18 protein-coding genes and 1 tRNA gene are annotated in these 21,735 nt (G+C 58.4%); 12 read left to right on the top strand and 7 right to left on the bottom strand.

Translation table 11 applies throughout. The features are described from left to right. The first annotated feature begins 39 nt into the window (after nt 1–39). From PSTEL_RS20120 to PSTEL_RS26450, 5 genes are all read left to right on the top strand, one after another. Nucleotides 40–774: a class I SAM-dependent methyltransferase gene (locus tag PSTEL_RS20120; RefSeq protein ID WP_038698104.1), complete on the top strand. Its 735-nt coding sequence runs from the start codon at nt 40–42 to the stop codon at nt 772–774. After that, nucleotides 775–1,800, top strand: coding sequence for an MBL fold metallo-hydrolase (locus PSTEL_RS20115; RefSeq protein ID WP_052098716.1), 1,026 nt, complete (start codon nt 775–777; stop codon nt 1,798–1,800). Nucleotides 1,801–1,818: 18 nt separating this feature from the next. Then, a complete protein-coding gene (locus PSTEL_RS20110; RefSeq protein WP_038698102.1) occupies nt 1,819–2,193 on the top strand; it encodes an iron chaperone in 375 nt (124 codons plus the stop codon). Between the two features lie 307 nt (nt 2,194–2,500). Next, entirely contained in the window at nt 2,501–3,172 is a 672-nt protein-coding gene (locus PSTEL_RS20100; protein ID WP_084065208.1) for a carbohydrate binding domain-containing protein, read from the top strand. After that, entirely contained in the window at nt 3,169–10,923 is a 7,755-nt protein-coding gene (locus tag PSTEL_RS26450; RefSeq protein ID WP_052098714.1) for an Ig-like domain-containing protein, read from the top strand. The genes PSTEL_RS20100 and PSTEL_RS26450 overlap by 4 nt, the downstream gene beginning before the upstream one ends. Nucleotides 10,924–11,204: 281 nt before the next feature. On the opposite strand, the gene PSTEL_RS20075 is transcribed toward PSTEL_RS26450, so the two are convergent. Together PSTEL_RS20075 and PSTEL_RS28740 are read right to left on the bottom strand one after the other, a co-directional pair. Further along, nucleotides 11,205–11,804 (bottom strand): phosphatidylglycerophosphatase A family protein, encoded by a 600-nt coding sequence (locus PSTEL_RS20075; RefSeq protein WP_038698096.1) that lies wholly within the window; start codon nt 11,802–11,804, stop codon nt 11,205–11,207. A 37-nt stretch (nt 11,805–11,841) separates the two neighbouring features. Continuing rightward, entirely contained in the window at nt 11,842–11,967 is a 126-nt protein-coding gene (locus tag PSTEL_RS28740) for a hypothetical protein (RefSeq protein WP_281176724.1), read from the bottom strand. A gap of 102 nt (nt 11,968–12,069) precedes the next feature. On the opposite strand from PSTEL_RS28740, the gene PSTEL_RS20070 reads away from it, so the two are divergent. The 5 genes from PSTEL_RS20070 to PSTEL_RS20050 all read left to right on the top strand — a co-directional run bounded on the left by PSTEL_RS20070 (nt 12,070) and on the right by PSTEL_RS20050 (nt 16,836). Next, a complete protein-coding gene (locus tag PSTEL_RS20070; protein ID WP_038698094.1) occupies nt 12,070–13,254 on the top strand; it encodes a GerMN domain-containing protein in 1,185 nt (394 codons plus the stop codon). Nucleotides 13,255–13,661: 407 nt separating this feature from the next. Then, the gene (rph, locus tag PSTEL_RS20065; protein ID WP_038698092.1) at nt 13,662–14,420 is read left to right on the top strand and encodes a ribonuclease PH; all 759 of its coding nucleotides are present in this window, start codon (nt 13,662–13,664) and stop codon (nt 14,418–14,420) included. Between the two features lies 1 nt (nt 14,421). Next, complete coding sequence (locus PSTEL_RS20060) at nt 14,422–15,087, top strand: XTP/dITP diphosphatase (RefSeq protein WP_038698090.1); 666 nt, start codon at nt 14,422–14,424, stop codon at nt 15,085–15,087. Nucleotides 15,088–15,119: 32 nt separating this feature from the next. Then, on the top strand, nt 15,120–15,581 hold the full coding sequence (locus tag PSTEL_RS20055) for a cupin domain-containing protein (protein ID WP_038698086.1): 462 nt from the start codon (nt 15,120–15,122) through the stop codon (nt 15,579–15,581). A gap of 418 nt (nt 15,582–15,999) precedes the next feature. Beyond that, entirely contained in the window at nt 16,000–16,836 is an 837-nt protein-coding gene (locus PSTEL_RS20050; RefSeq protein ID WP_038698084.1) for an aldo/keto reductase, read from the top strand. A 172-nt stretch (nt 16,837–17,008) separates the two neighbouring features. Here PSTEL_RS20050 and PSTEL_RS20045 read toward each other — a convergent pair whose 3' ends face one another. Both PSTEL_RS20045 and asnB read right to left on the bottom strand, forming a co-directional pair. Then, nucleotides 17,009–17,836, bottom strand: a complete 828-nt coding sequence (locus PSTEL_RS20045) for a CPBP family intramembrane glutamic endopeptidase (protein WP_052098712.1) — start codon at nt 17,834–17,836, stop codon at nt 17,009–17,011. A 129-nt stretch (nt 17,837–17,965) separates the two neighbouring features. Further along, complete coding sequence (gene asnB, locus PSTEL_RS20040) at nt 17,966–19,810, bottom strand: asparagine synthase (glutamine-hydrolyzing) (RefSeq protein WP_038698082.1); 1,845 nt, start codon at nt 19,808–19,810, stop codon at nt 17,966–17,968. A 148-nt stretch (nt 19,811–19,958) separates the two neighbouring features. Between asnB and PSTEL_RS20035 the strand changes: the two genes are divergently transcribed. Beyond that, complete coding sequence (locus PSTEL_RS20035; RefSeq protein WP_038698080.1) at nt 19,959–20,315, top strand: hypothetical protein; 357 nt, start codon at nt 19,959–19,961, stop codon at nt 20,313–20,315. On the opposite strand, the gene PSTEL_RS27735 is transcribed toward PSTEL_RS20035, so the two are convergent. Beyond that, nucleotides 20,312–20,500 (bottom strand): hypothetical protein, encoded by a 189-nt coding sequence (locus tag PSTEL_RS27735; RefSeq protein ID WP_169744611.1) that lies wholly within the window; start codon nt 20,498–20,500, stop codon nt 20,312–20,314. The two genes, PSTEL_RS20035 and PSTEL_RS27735, sit on opposite strands and share 4 nt — an antisense overlap. Here PSTEL_RS27735 and PSTEL_RS20030 point away from each other — a divergent pair. Next, nucleotides 20,494–20,567: transfer RNA gene (locus tag PSTEL_RS20030), tRNA-Arg, on the top strand. The two genes, PSTEL_RS27735 and PSTEL_RS20030, sit on opposite strands and share 7 nt — an antisense overlap. A 133-nt stretch (nt 20,568–20,700) precedes the next feature. Here the strand turns inward: PSTEL_RS20030 and PSTEL_RS20025 are convergent. Together PSTEL_RS20025 and PSTEL_RS20020 are read right to left on the bottom strand one after the other, a co-directional pair. Next, nucleotides 20,701–21,345, bottom strand: coding sequence for a nucleotidyl transferase AbiEii/AbiGii toxin family protein (locus tag PSTEL_RS20025; protein WP_038698078.1), 645 nt, complete (start codon nt 21,343–21,345; stop codon nt 20,701–20,703). Then, a complete protein-coding gene (locus tag PSTEL_RS20020; protein WP_218917560.1) occupies nt 21,303–21,608 on the bottom strand; it encodes a DUF6922 domain-containing protein in 306 nt (101 codons plus the stop codon). Before PSTEL_RS20020 ends, PSTEL_RS20025 begins: the two co-directional genes overlap by 43 nt. Nucleotides 21,609–21,735 lie beyond the last annotated feature (127 nt).

The following is a 21,735-nucleotide window of genomic DNA, read 5'->3' as shown; positions in this document are numbered from 1 at the left end:
ATAATAGAACGAGTGCGGATTTGCGGGAGGAGACGGCTTATGAGTGAGTGGTATGAAGAGAGCTTCGGCGAGGACTATTTGATTGTCTACAGACACCGGGATTTCGGCGGCGCCCGGCGGGAGGTCGAGAAGATGATCGCCTGGCTGGGCCTGCCGGAGAAGGCGAAGGTGCTGGATCTGTGCTGCGGAATGGGACGGCATTCGCTGGCGCTTGCTGAAGCGGGTTACGAGGTGACGGGTGTTGATCTGTCGGAGGCGCTTCTGCGGGAGGCCCGTGCCCAGGAGGGAGCCGGTCGGGTCAAGTGGATTCGGTCCGATATGCGGGATCTGCCGCTTGAGGGCGGCTTTGACGCCGTGGTCAATCTCTTCACCTCATTCGGATATTTCGAGAAGGACGAGGAGCATGTGAAGGTGCTGCGCGAAATTTGGCGGATGCTGAAGCCGGGCGGCAGGTTCATCATTGATTTTCTGAATCCTTCTTACGTAACGGCTCATCTCGTTCCCCACTCCACGCGGGAAGACGGAGATAATTTGATCGACGAGAAGCGGCGGGTTGAGGACGGCTATGTGAAAAAGGATATTATACTGACGTCCAAGTCGGACGGAACGCCGCGCCAGTATCACGAACGTGTGAAACTGTATTCCTTGGAGAAGTTCCGCGGATTAATCGCGGAAGCGGGACTGGCTCTCGAAGCGGTGCACGGCAGCTACGAAGAGGATGTGTACGAGGCGGAGACGTCGCCGCGCATGATCTTTGTGGGGAAGCGTCCGTAGATGGGCGCGGACCGGGGAAGGCTGGAGGAAGCAGGCCCTCCGGCTGTTCTTGAGGACGGGCTGATCCGGGTGCCCGTGCCCATGTATCCGCCGCTGCGCGTGGTCAACAGCTACGTGCTGGCCGAACCGGATGGCGGATGGACCGTGATTGATCCCGGACCTGGGAGCCGGGAGGCGGAAGAGACGTGGAACCGGACGCTGGATTGGCTCGGCGCGTCGTGGAGCCGGGTCCGGGCGGTTGTTCTCACCCACCATCACCCGGATCATTACGGGCTGGCGGGGTGGATGCAGGAGCGAAGCGGCTGCAGGGTATGGATGTCGCGGCGCGCTTACGCCGAAGTGCTTCACATGTGGGGACCGGAATCGGATATGGAGAGTGCGCTCCCTGATTTTATGAGAAGGCACGGGCTGCCGGAATCCCTGGCCGCAGAGCTGCGCGAACACCAGGCCGGCATCAGGATGCAGATTACACCGCAGCCTACTGTAAGCTGTCTGGAAGACCGCGCATCCTGGAGCATGGGCGGCCGAATATGGCGGCCTGTGGAGACGGGAGGACATGCTCCCGGTCATCTGTCCTTCTATGACGCGGCTGAACAGGCGATTCTGTGCGGAGACGCCTTGCTTCCGCAAATTTCGCCGAATGTCGCGCTGCTGCCCGGCAGCGACCCGCAGCCGCTGCATACCTTCCTGCAGGGCTTGACCGCCCTGCGGGAGCTGCCGGTCCGGATCGCCTATCCGGGCCACCGCGAGCCGTTCACGCATTTTGCGGCGCGGATCGATAGCCTGCTTCAGCATCATGAAGAGCGGCTGGATGATGCGGAGGCGTTGCTGGCGGAGTCGCCGCTTAGCGGCTACGACGTGTGCGGCGGCCTGTTCCGGGGCCGCATTTCGGGTATTCACCAGCTTCGTTTTGCGCTGGGTGAAGCGCTGGCCCACCTGGTCGAGCTGGAGCGGAGGGGAAGAATCCGGTCGCTGGAGAAGAACGGGCAGGTGCTGTTTTACAAGAAGGCAGGATTGGACTCTTGAAGAAGAGAGGGAGAGGATATGGAACCCGTTCATAGTGTCCCGAAGTCGATTGACGAGTATATCGCCGGTTATCCGACCGACCTTCAGAAGCTGCTTCAATCGGTGAGGCAGGCGATCCGGGATGCGGCTCCCGAGGCTGAAGAGAAAATCAGCTACCGGATGCCCACGTTCTTTTTCCACGGAAATCTGGTGCATTTCGCAGCCTTCAACCGCCATATCGGCTTTTATCCGGCGCCAAGCGGCATCGAAGCCTTTAAACAGGAGCTGTCGGCCTATAAGAGTTCAAAAGGCGCGGTACAGTTTCCTCTTGACCAGACGATCCCGTACGAGCTGATACGCAAAATCACGGCTTATCGGGTTAAGGAGAACCGGGAGAAGGCTGAGCGAGCCTGAACAGGGTTGAACATGATATTAAAGACCGTCCTTGAAGCTTCTCTTGGACGGTCTCTTTGCGTACTCGTGAATTTTATGGGTCGAAAAACACGAAACGTGGAATATGTATGCAATTTTGTTGCACAACTCAGTGTCGGGAACGTACTCGGTTCCTTTAATATTATTGAGAATATAGAAAGCGCTTTCTTTCCTTGGCGCGGGAGTGAACCGGATTTGCGGAAAGGAGTGAACCAACAGCTCAGAAAATTAGAGCAAATCATAGGTTTGTCAGGTATTCCCCGCTTGCCCGATCATGCTATCTTGAGCGATGAAAGCGCTATACACGATCGGATCGATGAAGGAGAGCGGCGCTTATCATACATTATACGAATGGGGGATAGCAACAATGAAATGGACTAGGAACTGGGCTTGTGTGCTTGTCGCTGCGTTATTGTTCACGTTAACACTGGGCAGCACAGGTCCGCTGAGGGCGGCGTCCGTCTTCGCGGCGGATGCGCCGGGCGCGAATCTGGATTTTGAAGCCGGATCGCTGACGGATTGGACGGCTGCTGGCACAGCCGCCGTTCAGACGGCGGACGCCCACGGCGGAAGCTACTCTGCCAAGCTGTCTGCGGCGAGCAGTACACTCACCCGGACCATCACCGGCATCGAGCAGGGCAGCTATACGCTCTCTGCGTGGGTCAAGGGCGGCACGAGCAGCAACAGCGCCTATATCACGGCCACCGAGACCGGGGGACCGGATACACGGACGATGATCGACACGTATATCAGCACCACGGAGTGGAAGCAGATCTCCATGCGCAACGTGCTGATCTACAATGGACAGGTCAAAATTACGATCACCTCCGGTACCGGCAGCAACCTGGCGGTGGACGATATCGAGTTGACGCTCGACAGCAGCGACGCCAACCCGCTGGCCAACTGGAGCTTCGAGACCGGCGATCTCGGCGGCTGGACCGTCGATCAAGGCCGAACATGACCTATATCGCCACCGTGCGGGCCAAGGTTGACCGGCAGGACACCTGGGAGACGATCTACCAGAAGAATTACCTTGGCAATACGGGGCAGCTTGTCAATGTCACATCATACGGCGACCGGGTCAATCTTGGCGTCAAGACGGCGGGCGGCAAAGTGCTGCGGCAGGCGCCTTCCGGCACCGCAGGCTACTCGCTGGTGACCCTTCGCTTCAAGACGGGCCCGAATGACCATCAGATCACCCTCTACGCTAATACGATCAAGGACGCTGAGTACGACAAGAGCGTGGCTACATATACGTCAAGCGGCGCGAACGGCAGCCACGACGAGTGGCAGGGCAACGGTGCAGACAAGGCGTACGTGGACAACTTCGACCTGTTCGCGATCGACAACACGACCGTGAAGGGAGCGGACGTCTCCTTCCTGCCGATCATTGAGGACAAGGGCGGCAAATATTTTGCGAACGGCGTCCAGCAGGACTGCCTGACCATTCTGGCCAACCACGGCGTGAACGCGATTACGGGCATGCTGTTCGTGCACGCGGGCAACCCGGTCTACGATCAGAGCACGGTCAAGCAAATGCAGTATGTCGATTATTATACGGACGAGGACGGCAATCCCTACCCGCTGACCATGCAGGCCGGATACTTCGACAAGACCCACGCTTACGCTCTCGCCAAACGGGCGCAGGCGCTGGATATCGGCTATATGCCCGGCTTTCATTTCAGCGACACCTGGATGAGCGCGGGCAAGGCGTTCACGCCTTACGACTGGATGTACAAGGATTCGGCCGGCAAGCTGGTCGACCAGTCGCTGGACGAAATGACGACGACGATGTACAACTACGTCTACGATTTCATCAAAGGGCTGGCCGATCAGGGCACCGTTCCAATGGGCGTCAAAATCGGCAACGAGCAGGACGGCGGCATCGCCTGGCCGACCGGCAAAGGCTATTCCTCAGCCGGCTACAAGGCGCTGATCAACGCGGCCTACGACGCAGTGCATGATGCGGCTCCGGGAGTAAGCGCCTTCATCCATTCGAACAACGGTTATACGCCGTCCAACTCGAACACGCAGTTCGGCACCTTCAAGACGAATGGCGTCAAATTCGACGGGCAGGCCTACTCGCTCTACAGCGGACATACTTCAGATGGGATCCTGTCGATGCTTACGAACAACATCGCACAGTTCCCGGACAAGGATTATCTGGATGTGGAGACGGGGTATTCCTTCACCAAATACAACCCCGACTGGGCCGACGAGAGCGGCTCGATGGGGCAGACCAGCTATTATGCAGCCTCCAACCCGAACGGGCAGTACAACTGGCTGCTCGATTACATGCAGGCGATGCGGGATGTGGCCAATCCGAACGACCGGATGCGCGGCTTCTTCTATTGGGAGACCGACTGGATCGTCGTTGAAGGCGCCGGTGCCAGCACAGGCGCGCCGAACACCGTCGATCGCCGCACGATGTTCAACAACGGCGATACCTCCATCAAGGAGATGGGCAGCACGGCGGGCGGCAAAATGGGCGATATGATGGACAGCATGTACGCCTATCTGTGGAGAGGCCACGCCAAAAACAAGCCAGCGACGATGCTGTCGCCGCTGCAGGGCTTCGGCACGTACTCGGTTACGAAGACGGAGCCGACATCAATCACGCTGGATCGGACTTCTCTGACACTGACAGCCGGCACGATGGATCGTCTGCTGCCGACCATCGCGCCGAATTCCAACGCATCCTCCGACAAAAAGGTCTTCGACAGCACGCTGGAATGGTCGACCAGCGATCCAGCGGTCGCGGAGGTCAATGCCTCCGGCTATGTCATCGCACATCAAGCGGGCACCGCCGTCATTACGGCCAAGACCGTGGCTGGCGGGCTGACGGCTTCGTCCACTGTGACGGTTACGCCGGCGGCAACCGTCGGCAGCGGCAACCTGACGCTGACGGTGGGAGGCACGGCGGCCGGAAGCACCGTGAACGCCGTCGTATGGGATAAGCTCGTGCTCAAGGGCACGCTGCCGGCGGGGACAACGGATCAGCGGATTATTTTCCGCTCCAGCGATCCGTCCGTCGCTTCGTTCCTGGGCGAATTCTGGCAGTCCTCGAATCCCGGAACGTTCTACCAGCAATCCAATGTCACGCAGAATGTGAAGCTGAACGTCAAGCATGACGGAACGACCACGGTCACCGCGGAATCCGTGGATGGTACGGCGCTTGCCTCGTTCACGCTGAACGCAACGAAGATTCCGGTCACCTCCGTAACGCTGAACAAGACGAGCGCGACGGTCAGCTTAGGCCGGACCGAGCAGCTGACGGCGACCGTGGCTCCCTCGAACGCCAGCTTCGCTGACGTCACCTGGTCGTCCTCGGCTCCGGACGTGGCTTCGGTTGACGCAAGCGGACTTGTCACAACTCTGACAACGGGCACTACGACGATCACGGCGACCTCCGTCGACGATCCGACGATCCATGCTTCCGCCGTCATCAACGTCGTTCCGGTCATGGTAACCGGGCTGATGCTGGACAAATCGGCGCTGAATCTGATGATCGGCACGACACGGCCGATTACGGCAGTTGTCTCGCCGGACGACGCCTATAATAAGACCATTCTCTGGAGCAGCTCCGACGAATCGGTCGCCACGGTCGATTCGGCGGGACGGATCACCGGCCATAAGGAAGGAACCGCCACCGTGACGGCAGTGACCCAGGACGGCGGCTATACCCGGACCGTGACGGTCAACGTGCAATCGACGCCGGTTGCAGTGACCGGCGTCGCTCTGGATGAGGAGGCTTACTACTTTGCATCCGATTTCTTCTCTTCGACGAATCCGGCCTCGACGGCTCCGACCGTCCAATTGAAGGCAACCGTGCTGCCGGAGGATGCGACTAATCTGGACATCGCATGGTCCAGCAACAACCCGTCCATCGCCTCCGTCGACGCCTTCGGCGTCGTGACGGCGCGCAAGGCGGGAACCGCGGTCATTACGGCAACGACCGGCGACGGAGGCTTCACCGCTTCCACGACCGTCTATGTGCCGGCAGTGAGCGAGAGCTTTGACAACCGGAACATCGGCGACAACTGGTCGGTGACGGCGGGATCGGCATCCGCCATCGGAGCGGCCGTGGCTTCTCCGGCCGGCGCGTCCAGCCAGCTTCTGCAGCTGACGGCGGGCGGCAGCGGCGCAAGAGCCGCGTATAAGAGCTTCAATCTGACCAACAACAAGATTGTGCTGGATTTTGACTGGAACGTCGGCTCGCCGTCGTCCGGCACAGGGCAGCTGCGCATTCAGGACAGTGCCCACAACAATTATCTGACCTTCGGCGTTCCGACGGGAGCCTCCAGCTCCCTGCTATACAGCACGAGCGCCACGCTGACGGCCAATACGGCGCTTACGGGCACGGCTGTTGCATCCAGCGGCTTCGCCACGGCGAATACGACGTATCATGTCAACGTCACGCTGGATATGACGGCGAAGAAGTCCTCCTTCACGCTGACGAACAAGGCGACGTCCCAGACCGTTACGGTCAGCGACCTGCCGTTCGCGTCCGGCACGAGCTTCAGCGGATCGCTCGGCTATCTGGAGATCTACGCGACGCGCGTCTCCGGCGGCAGCATGAGCTGGACGTCGCAGTTCGACAACTTCAACGTCTACGCCGCCGCGCCGGTGGCGTCGTCCGTGACTCTGGACCGTTCCTCGGTCAGCCTGCTCGACATCCCGGGGACTCCGGGAAATACGGCGCAGCTGAAGGCAACGGTTAATCCGAACGTGACCGGCGTTGATCAGTCGGTCGTCTGGACGACCAGCGACGCTTCCGTGGCAACGGTGAGCTCGTCGGGTCTCGTGACCGCGGTGAGCGATGGCATCGTAACCGTTACGGCAACATCAGTCTCCGCCCCGTCGCTGTCGGCTTCCGCCAGCGTCAGCGTCCATCCGATCATTCCGGTCGAAGCCATCGGCATTAACGATGACCATAGCCAAGCGATCGACCAGACCGATGTGGAGCTGGATACCGGATCGTCCATGCAGCTGAAGGCGATTCTGAATCCTTCCACGGCAGATGTCCGGAGCCTGACCTGGAGCTCCTCCGATCCGTCCGTCGCCTCGGTCGATTCCGGCACGGGTCTCCTCACGGCGCTGACCGCGGGAGATGCGGTTATCACGCTGACCGTGGATGCTTACCCGGACCACGGCGGTTACACGGGTGCGACCTCGTTCAATCTTCATGTTACCGGTGAGGCCGTTATCGACCTGTCCGAACTGCAGTCCGCCATCGATGACGCGATTGCAGCGAAGACGGCAGCCGACACGGCTTACACGGTGGACAGCCTGAGTGTTTACAAGACGGCGCTGAGCGCGGCGCAGACGGTTCTGGCGCAGGCGCAGGCGGAGCATTGGAGCGCATCCCGGCAGAGCGAAGTCGATGAGCGGGAGCAGGCGCTCCGCGCAGCGGTATCGGCTCTGGCGTATGACAGCAGCCAAGCGGCCGAGAGTGTCCAGGTCAGCCCAAGCACGCTGAAGCTGACGGCGGGCTTATCGGCGAACCTGACGGCCGAAGTGCTTCCGGTTTATGTGAACGACAAAGTGATCACCTGGTCCTCGGACAATGAGGCGGTGGCCATGGTGGATGACAGCGGCCGCGTGACTGCAATTGCAGCGGGTACGGCCAACATCCGGGCGACGGTGGTGAACGGAGGCGCAGTCGGATCGGCTGCAGTCACCGTGAGCACTGATTTGTCCGGCGGCTACGTGGCCAACGGCGGCAGCGTCTCGGCCAGCAAATTAGTCAGCAAGTATCCGCTGTCGAGTCCGATCGACAACGCGGCGACGATGAACGCGACCGGCACCGCCTGGTCGACGGGGGCCAACCTCCAGACGACGGCAACCCCGGAATACTGGCAGATCGATCTCGGCCGGACGGCGCGGATCGACGGCTTCAAGATGAGCTTCTGGCAGACGATGAAGTACAGCCTGCTCGTCTCGGACAACGGGTCCGACTGGCAGACGGTCTATGACAGCAGCGCCAGCTATGCAGGCAGCGCCTCGACGGTATTCGATCTGCAGCTGCCGGAGTCGGCATACGGCAGATACATCCGATTGAACATCTACGGCGTGTCGACCACGAAGGACTGGGTAGGCGTCACCGTATTCCAGGCAAACGGAGCCTTCGTTGCGGACCCCGACAGCATCTCCGTCGATCCTGCCACGGCTGCCCTGGCGATCGGCTCGACCGTGCAGCTGCAGCCGCTCGTGCTGCCTGTGGTCGCGGACCCTCGCGTGTCCTGGACATCGAGCGACGAAGCGGTAGCCAAGGTGGATGAGTCGGGCGTCGTTACGGCGGTCGGCGCAGGACAAGCGGAAATTACCGCATCCACGATAAACGGTAAGAGATTCACCGTTGCGGTAACGGTTAAGGCGGATGCAGTGGCAGTAACGGGCGTGAGCATGGACCGGACGGAGCTGAGCCTGAAGACAGGCAGCAGCGGCCGCCTGACGGCAATCATCACTCCGGCGGATGCCGCGAACCAAAAGGTAACCTGGAGCAGCAGCGACAGTGCAGTCGCCAGCGTGGACGAAGGCGGCGTCGTCACGGCGAAGGCGGCGGGCACGGCCACGATCACTGCAACGACCGAAGACGGCGGCTTCACGGCTCAAGCGGTTGTGACGGTGACCGATCCCGAGCCGGAGATGATTCCGGTGACGGGTGTAAGCGTGAAACGGACCGAGTTGAGCCTGGCGACGGGCGGCAGCATCAGTCTGACAGCGATCATCGAACCGCTGGATGCAGCGAACCCAAATGTCATCTGGAGCAGCAGCGACGATGAGATTGTCACTGTGGGCGAAGACGGCGTCGTCACCGCGAAAGCGGCGGGCACGGCGACGATCACCGTGACGACGGAGGACGGCGGCTTCACAGCCGAGACGATCGTGACGGTGACCGACCCTGCACCGGAGATTGTGCCGGCAACGGGCGTGAGTGTGAACCCGACTGAGCTGAGTCTGACGACGGGCGGCAGCGGCACACTTACGGCAACCGTCGCACCGGCGAATGCGACGAACCGAACTGTCATCTGGACCAGCAGCAACAGCGAGGTTGCGAGTGTGGACGCAGCCGGTGTCGTTACCGCAAAATCGGCGGGCACGGCGACGATCACCGCAACGACCGAAGACGGCAGCTTTACGGCCCAGACGGTCGTGACGGTAACCGACCCTGCACCGGAGATTGTGCCGGCAACGGGCGTGAGTATGAACCCGACTGAGCTGAGTCTGACGACGGGCGGCAGCGGCACACTTACGGCAACCGTCGCACCGGCGAATGCGACGAACCGAACTGTCATCTGGACCAGCAGCAACAGCGAGGTTGCGAGTGTGGACGCAGCCGGTGTCGTTACCGCAAAATCGGCGGGCACGGCGACGATCACCGCAACGACCGAAGACGGCAGCTTTACGGCCCAGACGGTCGTGACGGTAACCGCTGCCGGAAGCGGCAGTAACGGAAATAATGGAAATAACGGCAGCACCGGAAGTACGACGATTTCCGCCGCAAGCTCCGACGGCAGCGGCGTGAGCACCACCGGCGGGGTGACGACCGTCACCGCCAAGCCGGACAGCAACGGCAATGTAACGGTCAGCCTGACGGATAGCGAGCTTCGCGCCGCGCTGCAGGGCGCAGCGAACGGACAGCTCCAGATTGAGATTGTCAGCCAGCAGGCCGCAGGCAAGCTGGAGGTTACGCTGCCGGCGCAGCCGCTGCTTCAGGCAGCCGGTCAAGTTGATTCCATCACCGTCCGCAGCGGCGGAGTCGGCATCACGCTCGCAACGGACGATGCTGCCATCTTCGGCCAAAATGCCAAGACATTGAGCATCGCGGTCACTCCGGTGGCGTCCGAAGGTTTGACCGGAGACACCAAGCTGCTGATCGGCGAGCATCCGGTGTACGATCTTGATCTCATGGTAGACGGCGCTAAGGTTTCGGCCTTCTCGGGCAAGGGCTCAGTGAAGGTGGCGTTCGACTACACGCCGAAGGCTGGCGAACTCTCCAGCCTACTCGTGGTCTACTACATCGGCGAGAACGGACAGATAGAAGTGGTCAAGAACGGTGTCTATGACGCAGCTTCGGGCCACATGCAGTTCAGCCCGCAGCATTTAGGCCGCTACGCCGTGGCGTACGCGGATGTCAAGCTCGGAGACCTGGATACCGCATTGTGGGCCAAAGATATGATTCAGTCGCTGGCGGCCAGACAGATTATCCAGGGCACTTCTGCCGGTTCCTTTGAACCGGGCCGCTCCGTGACCCGCGCGGAATTCCTGCAGATGCTCGTCACCGCGCTCGGGTTGAGCGCGAAGGATGCACAGACGGCGACATTCCGCGACATCCCGACCGACGCCTGGTACGAGAACGCCGTGGCGGCGGGTACGTCGCTCGGCATCGTTAAGGGCAAAGCCGATGGCACGTTCGGTGCCAATGAAACGATTACGCGGGAAGATATGGCGGTCATGCTCTCCCGCGCGGTGCAAACTGCCGGAATCACGCTCGGTGTGAATGCCGGAATCACGCTCGGTGTGAATGCCGAAGCACAGGCGGCAGTCTTCACCGACCAGGCAGGCATCGCAGGCTACGCCTTATCAAGCGTCGCAGGCGTGCAACAAGCCGGTCTGATTACCGGCTTCGAGGATGGCTCTTTCCGGCCTGAATCGGCGACGACCCGCGCGCAGGCTGCGACTGTCATTTATAAACTGCTGAACCTGTAAGCCGCTTCAAGCGGTTGAGCAGGATCTATTCCAGCTAAGTAAAGAAGGCTGGCCGAGGTTTAGTAATATGCTCCCCATATAGTAGACAGGCGAAATAATAAAAACCTGTCACTGTATGGGGAGCATTTTTTTTCAAATTATTGAGAAATACCAGAACGATTACAATCAAAGCGAAACGGCCTCAGTCCCCTCGAATTCAGGACCAAGGCCGCTTAACTCTCTTTTATTATTTGTACTGTCTATTTGACGGGTGCAGTTCATATCGGTAAGGAATGATGTCTTTATTGCTTCTGCCCCTTCTCGGCATCCAGGCGCTTGGCCGCTTCTTCGGTATCCTCGGGAGCATGCGGCAGACCAAGGTCATTCTCCCGCTCCGCCTGCTTCCGATGTGCGATCCGGCTGCTGGCTGCTGCGGCCACGGCTCCAACTATATCGTCGAGGAAGGTGTGTACCTCACCGGTGCTTCTGTCGTTCAGCCTCTCCAGAATACCCGGCTTCAGCTTGTCGATATAGCCGTAGTTGGTGAAGCCAATGCTTCCGTATACATTGACGATGGAAAAGGCTAAAATTTCGTCGACCCCGTACAGGCCTTCGTCATTAACAATCATGTCCTGAAGCGGGGAGAACAGCTTCCCTTCCTCTGCCAGCAGATCGAGCTGGATGCCGGTCAATACGGCATTCTGCACCTCCCGCTTGCTGAGCACCATTTCAACATTGTGAATGCACTCTTCCATGGTCAGGTTTGGATAATATTTCTGTTGAAGCAGCATGACAAGTTCGGCAATCTGCTCGACTTTGACCCCTCGCGTGTGCAGCCAGGCTTGCGTCGCCTGAGCAACGGCTTTGCTGTTGAGGCTGTAGGGAATCTTAGCGTCGGCCATGTTCGGTCACCCCGTTCGGTTATCGTTGGTTGGATTATCAGGTACGGCGCCAGGCTTGCCGGTCTTTCGCCGTAGTCAAATTGTACGTGTACAGGAAGTATTTGTCCAGAAAGGCGGTCTTATGCGAATCTGCCGTTAGAGGGAAGACTTCTGGTTTCTGCATAAAGGGAACGAAGCGGGATAAGCTGTTGTTATTTTTTGCTCCGGGGGCTCGTATACATAGTAGTACAAACCGTATCGATAACCTGGAAAGGGGCATAATCAAATGAACAATAAGCACAAACTAGCTTCTGTCTCGGCCGCCTGCCTGCTGGCGCTGCCGCTGGCTCTGTCCGGCTGCGGCTGGTTCGGAGGGGACAGCTCGGCGGCAATCGATCCGCCTCCCGGAGACGTGGAGGCCCAAATGCTGCAGTCGAGCGAAAATACGCTGGATACCGGCGTCATGGCGCCCGTGTCGGATAGCGACATCACCGCCGCCGATTCCGGCACCTCCGGCGACAATCAGGCGTCCGCCGGCGATGCGGCAGCGAACTCGGCTGCTGCCGGAGCCGGAAGCGCCGGCGCTGGCAGCACCAAGAGCGGAGCGGAGCTTACTACGGTCTATCTGCAGAACGAGAGCGGCCTCCTGGCTCCGATGGCGCTGGACCTGTCTACCGGGAACAAGGATGACGCGCTGAAGCAGTCGCTTGAGGCGCTCGTGCAGGGCGGAGGCTATGCTGCGAACCTGCCGGCAGGCTTCAGCGGGGTGCTTCCGCAGGGCACGGCAGTTAATGGCGTGAAGGTGGACAACGGCGTAGCTACAGCCGATTTCGGCGGCAGCTTCAGTTCCTACGCTCCGGCGAATGAACGCAAGCTGCTGGAGGCTGTAACCTGGACGCTGACCGGACAAAAGGGAATTCAAAGCGTGCAGCTCTCAGTGGACGGGAAGAAGCTCGGCGAAATGCCGTTGAAAGGGACGCCGCTCGACCGTCCGCTGACCCGCAGCATCGGAATCAATCTTCCGGCCCAGGGACCTTCCGTCCTGAACTCCAGCGCCGTGACCGTCTTCTTCTCTGCGGCTTCTCCAAGCGGCGTGCAGTATTACGTTCCGGTGACCCGGTTCGTAACGCCCGGACAGGACCGCCTGAAGGCGGCTATGAACGAGCTGATCGCGGGTCCCGAATCCCAGGACGGACTGGAAACCGTCATGACCTCGGATACGGTGCTCGATTCGGTAACCGAAGATCAAAGTGGAGTTATCACCGTCTCGCTGAAGGACGACATGTTCAACGATGGCGGCCAGGTTCCGGCCGAACTGCTGGAATCTGTCGTGCTTACCGCGTCGCTCAACTCGGATGAAGCGATGGTTCAGGTGCGGATGAACGGCAAACAGACGGTCACCGGCACTGACAACGTCGATTACGGCAAGCCGGTATCGGCGCCGCAGGTTATTAATGAGCTTCCTCTGTAGAGCAACGGCTGCGAACCTGCGGCCGACCGATTTATGCAGCTTGCGGACAGGAATGCGTCCTCCTTGAAGCGTGGAGCGCGCGGCCCCGGCGGGTGTAGCCCGTCCGGGGCTTCTTGTTCAATGGCCGCAATTTAAGCACACAAATTTCTGTTTCACGATAAACGCCCGGCGTCCGGAAGGATGCCGCAAGCGATTATCCTGGGACAGAAGGGTGCAAGAGGGGTTGAATAATGACGCCGCGCCAGGTTTAATCCTGGGGCAGGCGGGTGCATGACAGCTTGGCTAAGGATACTCTCCCGGCGCTTTTGGTGCTTTTGCTCCGGGAGAGTGCTTTTGTGCCTTCACTTTGGTAAAATTAAGGATGCTAATTTGAAGCTAACGCGATACGCATGTAGGAGGCAGACTAAATGAGATCAAACGGGCGAAACGACGACCAGCTCCGGCCGCTCAAAATAACGACCCAGGTTAATAAATATGCGGAAGGCTCCGTCCTGATTGAGATGGGGGATACGAAGGTTATCTGCACCGCCACGGTGGAGGAGAAGGTTCCTCCTTTTCTGAAGGGGCAGGGAAAGGGCTGGGTGACGGCGGAGTATTCCATGCTGCCGCGGGCCACCCAATCGCGCAATCAGCGTGAAGCCGCGCGCGGCAAGCTGACGGGGCGGACGATGGAAATCCAGCGGCTGATCGGACGGGCGCTTCGCTCTGTCGTCAATTTGCATGCGCTGGGCGAACGGAACATCACGCTGGATTGCGATGTGATTCAAGCTGACGGAGGGACGCGGACGGCTTCGATTACCGGCTCTTTCGTGGCGCTCGCTTTTGCCGTGAACAAGATCGCGGTACAGCACAAGCTCAGCGTCTTTCCCATCACCGATTACCTGGCCGCCATCAGCGTCGGCATTGTGGATGACAAGCCGCTGCTCGATCTGAATTATGAGGAAGACTCCAAGGCTAAAGTTGATATGAATGTCGTGATGACAGGCTCCGGCGAATTCGTCGAGCTTCAGGGTACCGGTGAAGAGCGCCCGTTCTCGCGCAAGGAACTCGATTATTTGCTCGGGCTGGGCGAGACGGGCGTTCTGGAGCTGATCGCCGCCCAGAAGGAGGCGCTTGGACCGATCGCGCTCAAAATTCCGCTCGGTCAAGCCGGACAGGAGGTCTAGCATGCGGGCGGAGAACGGAATTCTGATTGTCGCTACCAAGAATGCCGGCAAGGTCAAGGAGTTTCAGCATGCTTTTGCTCCGCTTGGACTTGAGGTCAAGAGCATGTTCGATTATCCCAATCTTCCGGATGTGGTAGAGGATGGCGTGACCTTTGCGGAGAACGCGCGGAAGAAGTCGGTGCAGGTATCAAAAGCGCTCGGTCTGCCTGTCCTTGCCGACGATTCCGGTCTCTGCGTGGATGCGCTGAACAGCCGTCCGGGCGTCTACTCCGCCCGGTACGGCGGTCCCGGCGCCACCGATGAAGACAATAATTTGAAGCTGCTTGCCGAGCTGGAAGAACAGAAGCAGGGGGAGGATACCGGCCAGCCTCTGCTCAGTACGGCCCGGTTCGTCTGCGCCCTGTCCCTGTATGACCCGTTCAGCGATAAGGAATACACCGCAGAGGGCGCAGTTGAGGGCTGGATTACTTCGGAACCGGCGGGAGGCGGGGGGTTTGGCTATGACCCGCTGTTCTATCTTCCCGACTTTGGCAAGACGATGGCGGAGCTGACTGTGTCCGAGAAACAGGCGATCAGCCACCGTGGACAAGCGCTCCGTCTGCTGACAGAACGGCTGGCTGAGGCGACGGAAGGCTCCTTCCGGGCTGGCGGCCATCAAACGAACTAATCGAACTAAACGAACTGAGGAGAGGGATATTCGTGACGAAAGAGCTATCACCCTTTGTAGAACTGCTTGGACTGGAGCGCCATGTCGAAGGCGGCTGGTTCAAGGAAATTTGGCAGTCCTCCGTACAAATTCCGAAGGAACTTCTGAGCGGAGAATATTCGGGCCCGCGCCCTGCGGCGTCCACCATCTACTTCCTTCTCCATCCCGGTGAAGTGTCGGAGTGGCATACTGTCCTGTCGGACGAGCATTGGCTGTGGCATGCCGGCAGCCCCCTGGTTCTAAGCCTGGGCGGAAGCGGCGACCAGCCCGAAGATGTGCAGGAGATCGTACTCGGCCTTGATATCGCGGCAGGACAGCAGCCACAGGCGCTTGTGCCGGCCGGCGTATGGCAGGCAGCGCGTCCGCTCGGCGATGAGCCGGTGCTCGTCTCCTGTGTGGTCGCTCCCGGCTTTCACTACGACGATTTCCGGCTGATCGACAAGGCGGAGAAATAGACGGGGAACAGTGGGAATAGGCGGGAACAAACAGGCATCAAAGAGGTATCGAACAGGCGTGAAAGAGGCATGAAAGAGCATCAAACAGGCATCGAACAGCAAACAAGGGGCACCAAAAGGAACCAAAAAGGCACCAAAAGGCTTGCATGTTGCATCAACTTGACGAACATAACCGGCTGTTGTCGGAAATGAACGCAATATACGGATGTCTGCATGAAGAAACGAAGTCCAAGGCGTGAAGCCGGGGCTTCGTTTCTTTTTGCAGGTGGCAGGGACAACCCGGCATCTGCCTGGCTTTTTGAATGGTCACCCGTGATTTTGTTATACTGTTTGGAGAAACACTGCTTAGGATGGCGGCATAGACGGTAATACATTTGTGTACAATCCAATTCCGATATGAATGTGGAGGGAAACAGCGATGACTCAGTTGAACGGGCCGTTTACCGGGGGACCTACCCTGAGCGACGGCAGAACGATGCCTTGGCTCGGACTCGGCGTCTGGCAGACGAAGGCAGGGGATGAAGTTATTCATGCGGTCAGAACGGCGATTGAAATCGGCTACCGCAGTATCGATACGGCCGCTGCTTACAAGAACGAAGAAGGTGTCGGACAAGGCATTAAGGAGAGCGGGATTCCCCGCGATGAGCTGTTCATCACGACCAAGGTCTGGAATGCCGATCAGGGCTATGAACAGACGCTCAAAGCGTGCGATGCCAGCCTGAAGAAGCTTGGACTTGATGTCCTGGATCTGCTGTTGATTCACTGGCCGGTCAAAGGCAAATTCGTCGACACCTGGAAAGCTCTCATTCATCTGCAGCAAGAGGGCTATGTCAAATCGATCGGGGTCAGCAATTTCCAGCCCCATCATTTGAACAGTATCATCGAAGAAACGGGAATCAAGCCCGCTGTGAATCAGGTGGAATTCCACCCGCTGCTGACACAGCGCGAGCTGGTGAAATACTGCCGGGATCAGAACATTCAGCTGGAAGCCTGGAGCCCGCTCATGCAGGGCAATCTGGATCTCCCGCTGCTGCAGGAGCTTGCGGCGAAATACAATCGGACGCCTGCGCAGATCGTTCTCCGCTGGGATATCCAGCAGGGCGTGATCACGATTCCGAAGTCGGTTCATGAGAAACGCATCCGCGAGAATGCCGGCATCTTCGACTTTACGCTTAGCGACGAGGATGTTAAGGCCATCGAAGACCTGAACAAGAACCAGCGCTACGGTCCCGATCCGGACAACTTCAGCTTCTGAGACCAGGCTGGACCATGTGTATAATTTTCTGAAAAAAGAAGCCCCCAAGCCGCTTTCGGCGACTGCCCCCTGCCTATTAACAGGAGTCAGTGCCGTGACGGTTGGACGGGCTTCTTTTTTTAGCGCTGTATCGCCTTCGACTGGGGGAGGGCACCACATTCATCCGCCGCTGCTATTCACGCGTTCGGGCACTGCGGCCCATGCTTCGCATTAGAAGAACGCCCTGGATGATGACCAGCATGCTGCATACCATGGCCATAACTTCGGCCGCCTGATCGCTGGCCGTCAGCGTGTCGAAGATGCCATGCCACAGGATAACGGGGATGATGCTCCAACGGCTGCCTTCGGTGATCCAGGCGAGCACAACCGAGCCGTAGGTCAGGCTGATCGCCCAGCCGATGATCCCGAAGCCCATCTCCAGGTAGTTGTCGTTGAACCCGAAAGCCGGCAGATGCCAGAGCATCCAGACTGCGGCTACGATGAGGGCTGAGCCGAACAAGGAGCGCCGCTTGCGTAGCTTCGGCAGGAGGAAACCGCGCCAGCCGCTCTCTTCACCGATGCCGAAGGTCAGCATCCAGGTCAGCGATGTCTGCCATAGATTAAAACCGGCAGGGAGGTCGGAGGTCAGCCCGAACCGGCCCAGTTCGGGGAAGCTGCCCGTCACCATCCGGTGGACCAGAACCGAAACGGCGCCGTAAGCCAGGGGCAACAAGACTGCGATCCACAGCCATCTGCGGGGGAAAGCGGGAGAGAACAGACGCTTGAGCCAGTCCTTTGCTCCCCGGATGCCGCCGGTCAGGAGTTCGGCCGACGCTGCTCCGGTCAGAGGTCCGAAGGAGCCGAGATAGAACTGGCCGGGAAGGACGGGAAGACCGGCTGCCCACTGGCGATTGGCCAGCAGCGGCAGCCAGCAGAGCCAGGTGAAGCCAAAGGTAACGCTGAGGTACACAGTAAGCCGAAGCCGGTCGCTCCGGGCTTCGGCTGAAGGGTGGTGGGTCATCCGGGAGCTGCTCCTTCCAAGCGAATACGAAATATACCTTTATATTGGGAGCAGACTCTAAACCCGTAAGCGGCAAATATCACGCCAGGGTATTTTTTATGAGAAATAGAGGCAGGGATATTCCGGTAGCTACCCAATCGAGATGTTGTAAGTACGCAGCCAGAGATTGACCTGGGCGATGTAGGCGAACAGCTGAGGGCCGGACATGAGCTGTCCGAACCAGGGCAGATTGCTTGAGGATTCGGGGGAAGCGGCAATCTCCCGGATTTTGGCGGCGTCGATCAGCGGCAGGACCGGTGAGGTCGGATCGTCCAGAACGTCCAGCGCCTTCTGACGGACAGTCTGGAGGAAATTCGGATTATGCGTTTTGGGATAGGGACTCTTTTTGCGGTACAGCACATCGTCCGGCAGGACGCCTTCGAGCGCTTTGCGCAGAATTCCTTTTTCCCGGCCCCCGACCGTTTTGATTTCCCAGGGAATATTATAGACATACTGAACCAGCCGGTGGTCGCAGTACGGCACGCGAACCTCCAGGCCCACGCCCATGCTCATCCGGTCTTTGCGGTCCAGCAGAGTCGGCATGAAGCGCGTAATGTTCAGATAGGACATGACCCGCATCTGCGCCTGCTTGCCGCTCTCCCCGTCCAGCTTCGGCGTCTCGGCGACGGCGTCGCTGTAGCGGTCACCCAAGTATTCAAGCGGGCGAATCCATTCGCGGATTTCGGGGGACAGCAGTCCGGCCCGCATTTTTGGAGCCACTGCCCACGGGAAGGTGCCGGAGGACAGCATTTCTTCCCGGTGAAACCAAGGGTATCCGCCGAAAATTTCATCCGCCGCTTCGCCGGAGATGGCGACGGTGGCGCCTTTTTTGATCTCCTGGCAGAACAGGTACAGCGAGGAATCAACATCCGTCATCCCGGGCAGATCCCGGGTGAAAAGGGCGTTATCCAGCGCCTCCACCAATTCGTCGGTATCGAACTGTACATTGTGATGCCGGGTCTGCAGCTCCTCAGCCATCCGTTTCACCCAGGGAGCGTCCGCACCAGGCTGGAAAGAATGGCTTTTAAAATATTTGTCGTTGTCCACGTAATCGACGGAGTAGGTGTCCATCTGTCCCTGTCCAGTGCGTTTGTAATAGTCGACGGCCAGCGCCGACAATGCGCTCGAATCCAGTCCTCCGGAGAGCAGCGAACAGACCGGCACGTCGGACACGAGCTGCCGTTCCAGCGTATCCTGCAGCAGCTCGCGCACTTTGGCAGCCGTCTCGTCAGGGGTGTCCTGATGGGGAAGGCTTTCCAGCGTCCAGTAGGCGTAGCTTCTCAGTCCTGCGCGGCTGTAGATCATCGCGTGGCCCGGACGGAGCTCGGCCATATCCTTGTAGACGCCATGACCCGGAGTCCGGGCCGGTCCGATGATGAACACTTCGGCGAGGCCCTCCGGTCCGACGGCGGGGCGCACTTTGGGATGCTGCAGCAGCGCTTTGGGCTCCGAGCCAAAAACCAGCGTGTCATCCACCTTGCTGTAGAACAGCGGCTTCACGCCTAGGCGGTCGCGGGCGAGAAACACCTGCTCCCGCAGGCCGTCCCAGACGGCAAACGCGAAGATGCCGTTCAGCTTCTCCGCGCAATCCGGTCCCCATTCGATGTAGGCGTGCAGCAGCACCTCTGTATCGCAGTGGGTGAGGAAATGATGCCCCCGCTGCTTGAGTTCATTTTTCAACTCGTCAGCGTTATATAATTCTCCGTTATACACAATCGCATAGGTCTGGTCCTCATGGCGGGCGATCATCGGCTGGGCGCCGTTCTCGGGGTCGATGACGCTGAGCCTGCGGTGTCCGAACGCGACCGGGCCCGAAATCCAGGTTCCCGATGCGTCTGGGCCCCGGTTCGCCAGGGTTTCGGTCATCTGGATCAGCAGCCGGGAATGCTGTGTCAAATCGCCGCGCCATTCTATAAATCCGGTTATTCCGCACATGACGGTTCATCCTCTCTTGCGGGGCGCCTGATGGGTGTCCCTGTCTTTTTGCCAATTGGTTCAGATATATGCCGAAGGAAGGCATAAAATGTATGTCCTTATCCGAACAATAGATAGGGGACAACGGCCAATGAAGGAGGGAAGACCGATGTATTACATCAAGGATGCGAAAATACGCCGGATGCTGGAGTACGACGGAGCGCCGTGCGCTGAAGTGGGAGTGCTGCCGGGAGCCGCGGGCGACCCCGCTCTATTGGTCTATATTGTGGAAGACAAGCGGGAAGAGGGCTTCGAGATTATCCGTATTCTAACCAACGACGCCGATACGGCAACGGATTGGTATGACAATAGTCTACATGACGCGTTCGTCGATGTGACCGCCACCGCTTTTACGGGCAGCCCGATCATGAGCCCTGAGGAAGAGAAGAACAAGTTCCAGCGGGAGCTGCTCATCTTCGGTGATTTGAAAAAGCAGCTCGCGATCCGGTTTCGCGATCACGATTAACCGGTGCAATGATCAGAGGAGCGCTCATCCAAGGGCTTGCCGGCCAAGCGGCGCTCCTTTGATTTTGGCTGTTCATCTGTGCCGCCGGCATCTTTTTCAAGAAATGTAACCGTCAACCTTGATCTGCCAAGCCCACCCGTTATATAATAGTTAACGTTGTTGAATACATAACTGATATGTCCCAATAGCTCAGCTGGATAGAGCATGCGCCTTCTAAGCGCACGGTCGGGGGTTCGAATCCCTCTTGGGACGTCCTCAAGCCTTACCGATGGGTAAGGCTTTTTTGCGTTCGAGGGATGAGAGGAATCCCCAGGGGGTTCGTCGGAGCATAAGCTTCGATAGGATTACATCGCAGTCGGCCCGAATGTTTAAATTGTGGTTTGATTCAAAGGTCTGCTATAAAATCCAACAGCGGCTTTTGCAAACGGATAAAATAGTCTTTGATTACGTTCCATTCCATGGAGTGCAGCATACGGGGCATGGGTTCCACTTCGGCGTCTTCGAAAAAGACCAAGCTCTTGACGATGTGATAGTAATTGATAGAGCTGCCCGAGAATTTATCCGCAAGCCGGGAGATGAGTGAGGTAACAGAAACGCCATGCTGCTCGAGAGCATATAAGTCAATAAAGTCTTTTTTGGCTCCTCTTTGGCTGGCTGCAATTAGTTTCATGACTCCGATGTCCTGCAGAGAGGCCGTTTTAAGCTGGGGCATTTCGGTCGATACGATCAAATCATCCAAAAGTGGACGGGGGTAATAAAGCCACGTAACCTGAACACCATTGAATATGCCATGGAAGGTGTTCGGCTTGGCCTCAGAAATCATCAATTGCCCTCTGGAGGAAAGGCTGCTATCAATTTGTTCCGGCGAGAAGGGAATAGGTGTGAACCAATCAAAGTCGATGGATTCCCGATGTCCGAGCAGTAAAGCCAATGCGGTTCCTCCTGCAAGATAGCTCTCAGGCACCGGGTGGGCTTCGAGGATCTGCTTTAGAACAGATTGTCTGGTCTGGTCAATGACGTTCCAAAACAACGCATTTCCTCCTCTTCGAGGTTAAAATAAAGCTGCCAGTAACGAGCAGTCTTGCGCGACAAGTTACGGCTATTCCGGACAGCCAGGAGTATGTCCTCCATGCTATAAGTAGAAAACAGCCACTGTAAGGTACGGTGGTCCCCTTCATTAAGAAGCCGCTCGATGATAAAGCGGCTGTGAACGGCTGGTTCTAACTCCTCCATATGTACATCCCAGAAAAATGGAGTGAAGTCTTGAGGAATTGGTTGATTGACCTCTAGCACGTACACTCGCCTCCGCTCATTAAACCTTCATTACATATTATTGTACAATTTATGGAAGGCCAAACCAAGCCTTTTCTTCGATGGACTATAGAACGAATTGAATGTTGTATGCGCCGCGGCACCCAAA

Source organism: Paenibacillus stellifer (assembly GCF_000758685.1).
GTDB classification, from domain to species: domain Bacteria; phylum Bacillota; class Bacilli; order Paenibacillales; family Paenibacillaceae; genus Paenibacillus_AQ; species Paenibacillus_AQ stellifer.
This window is presented reverse-complemented; position numbering and strand designations above follow the sequence as displayed.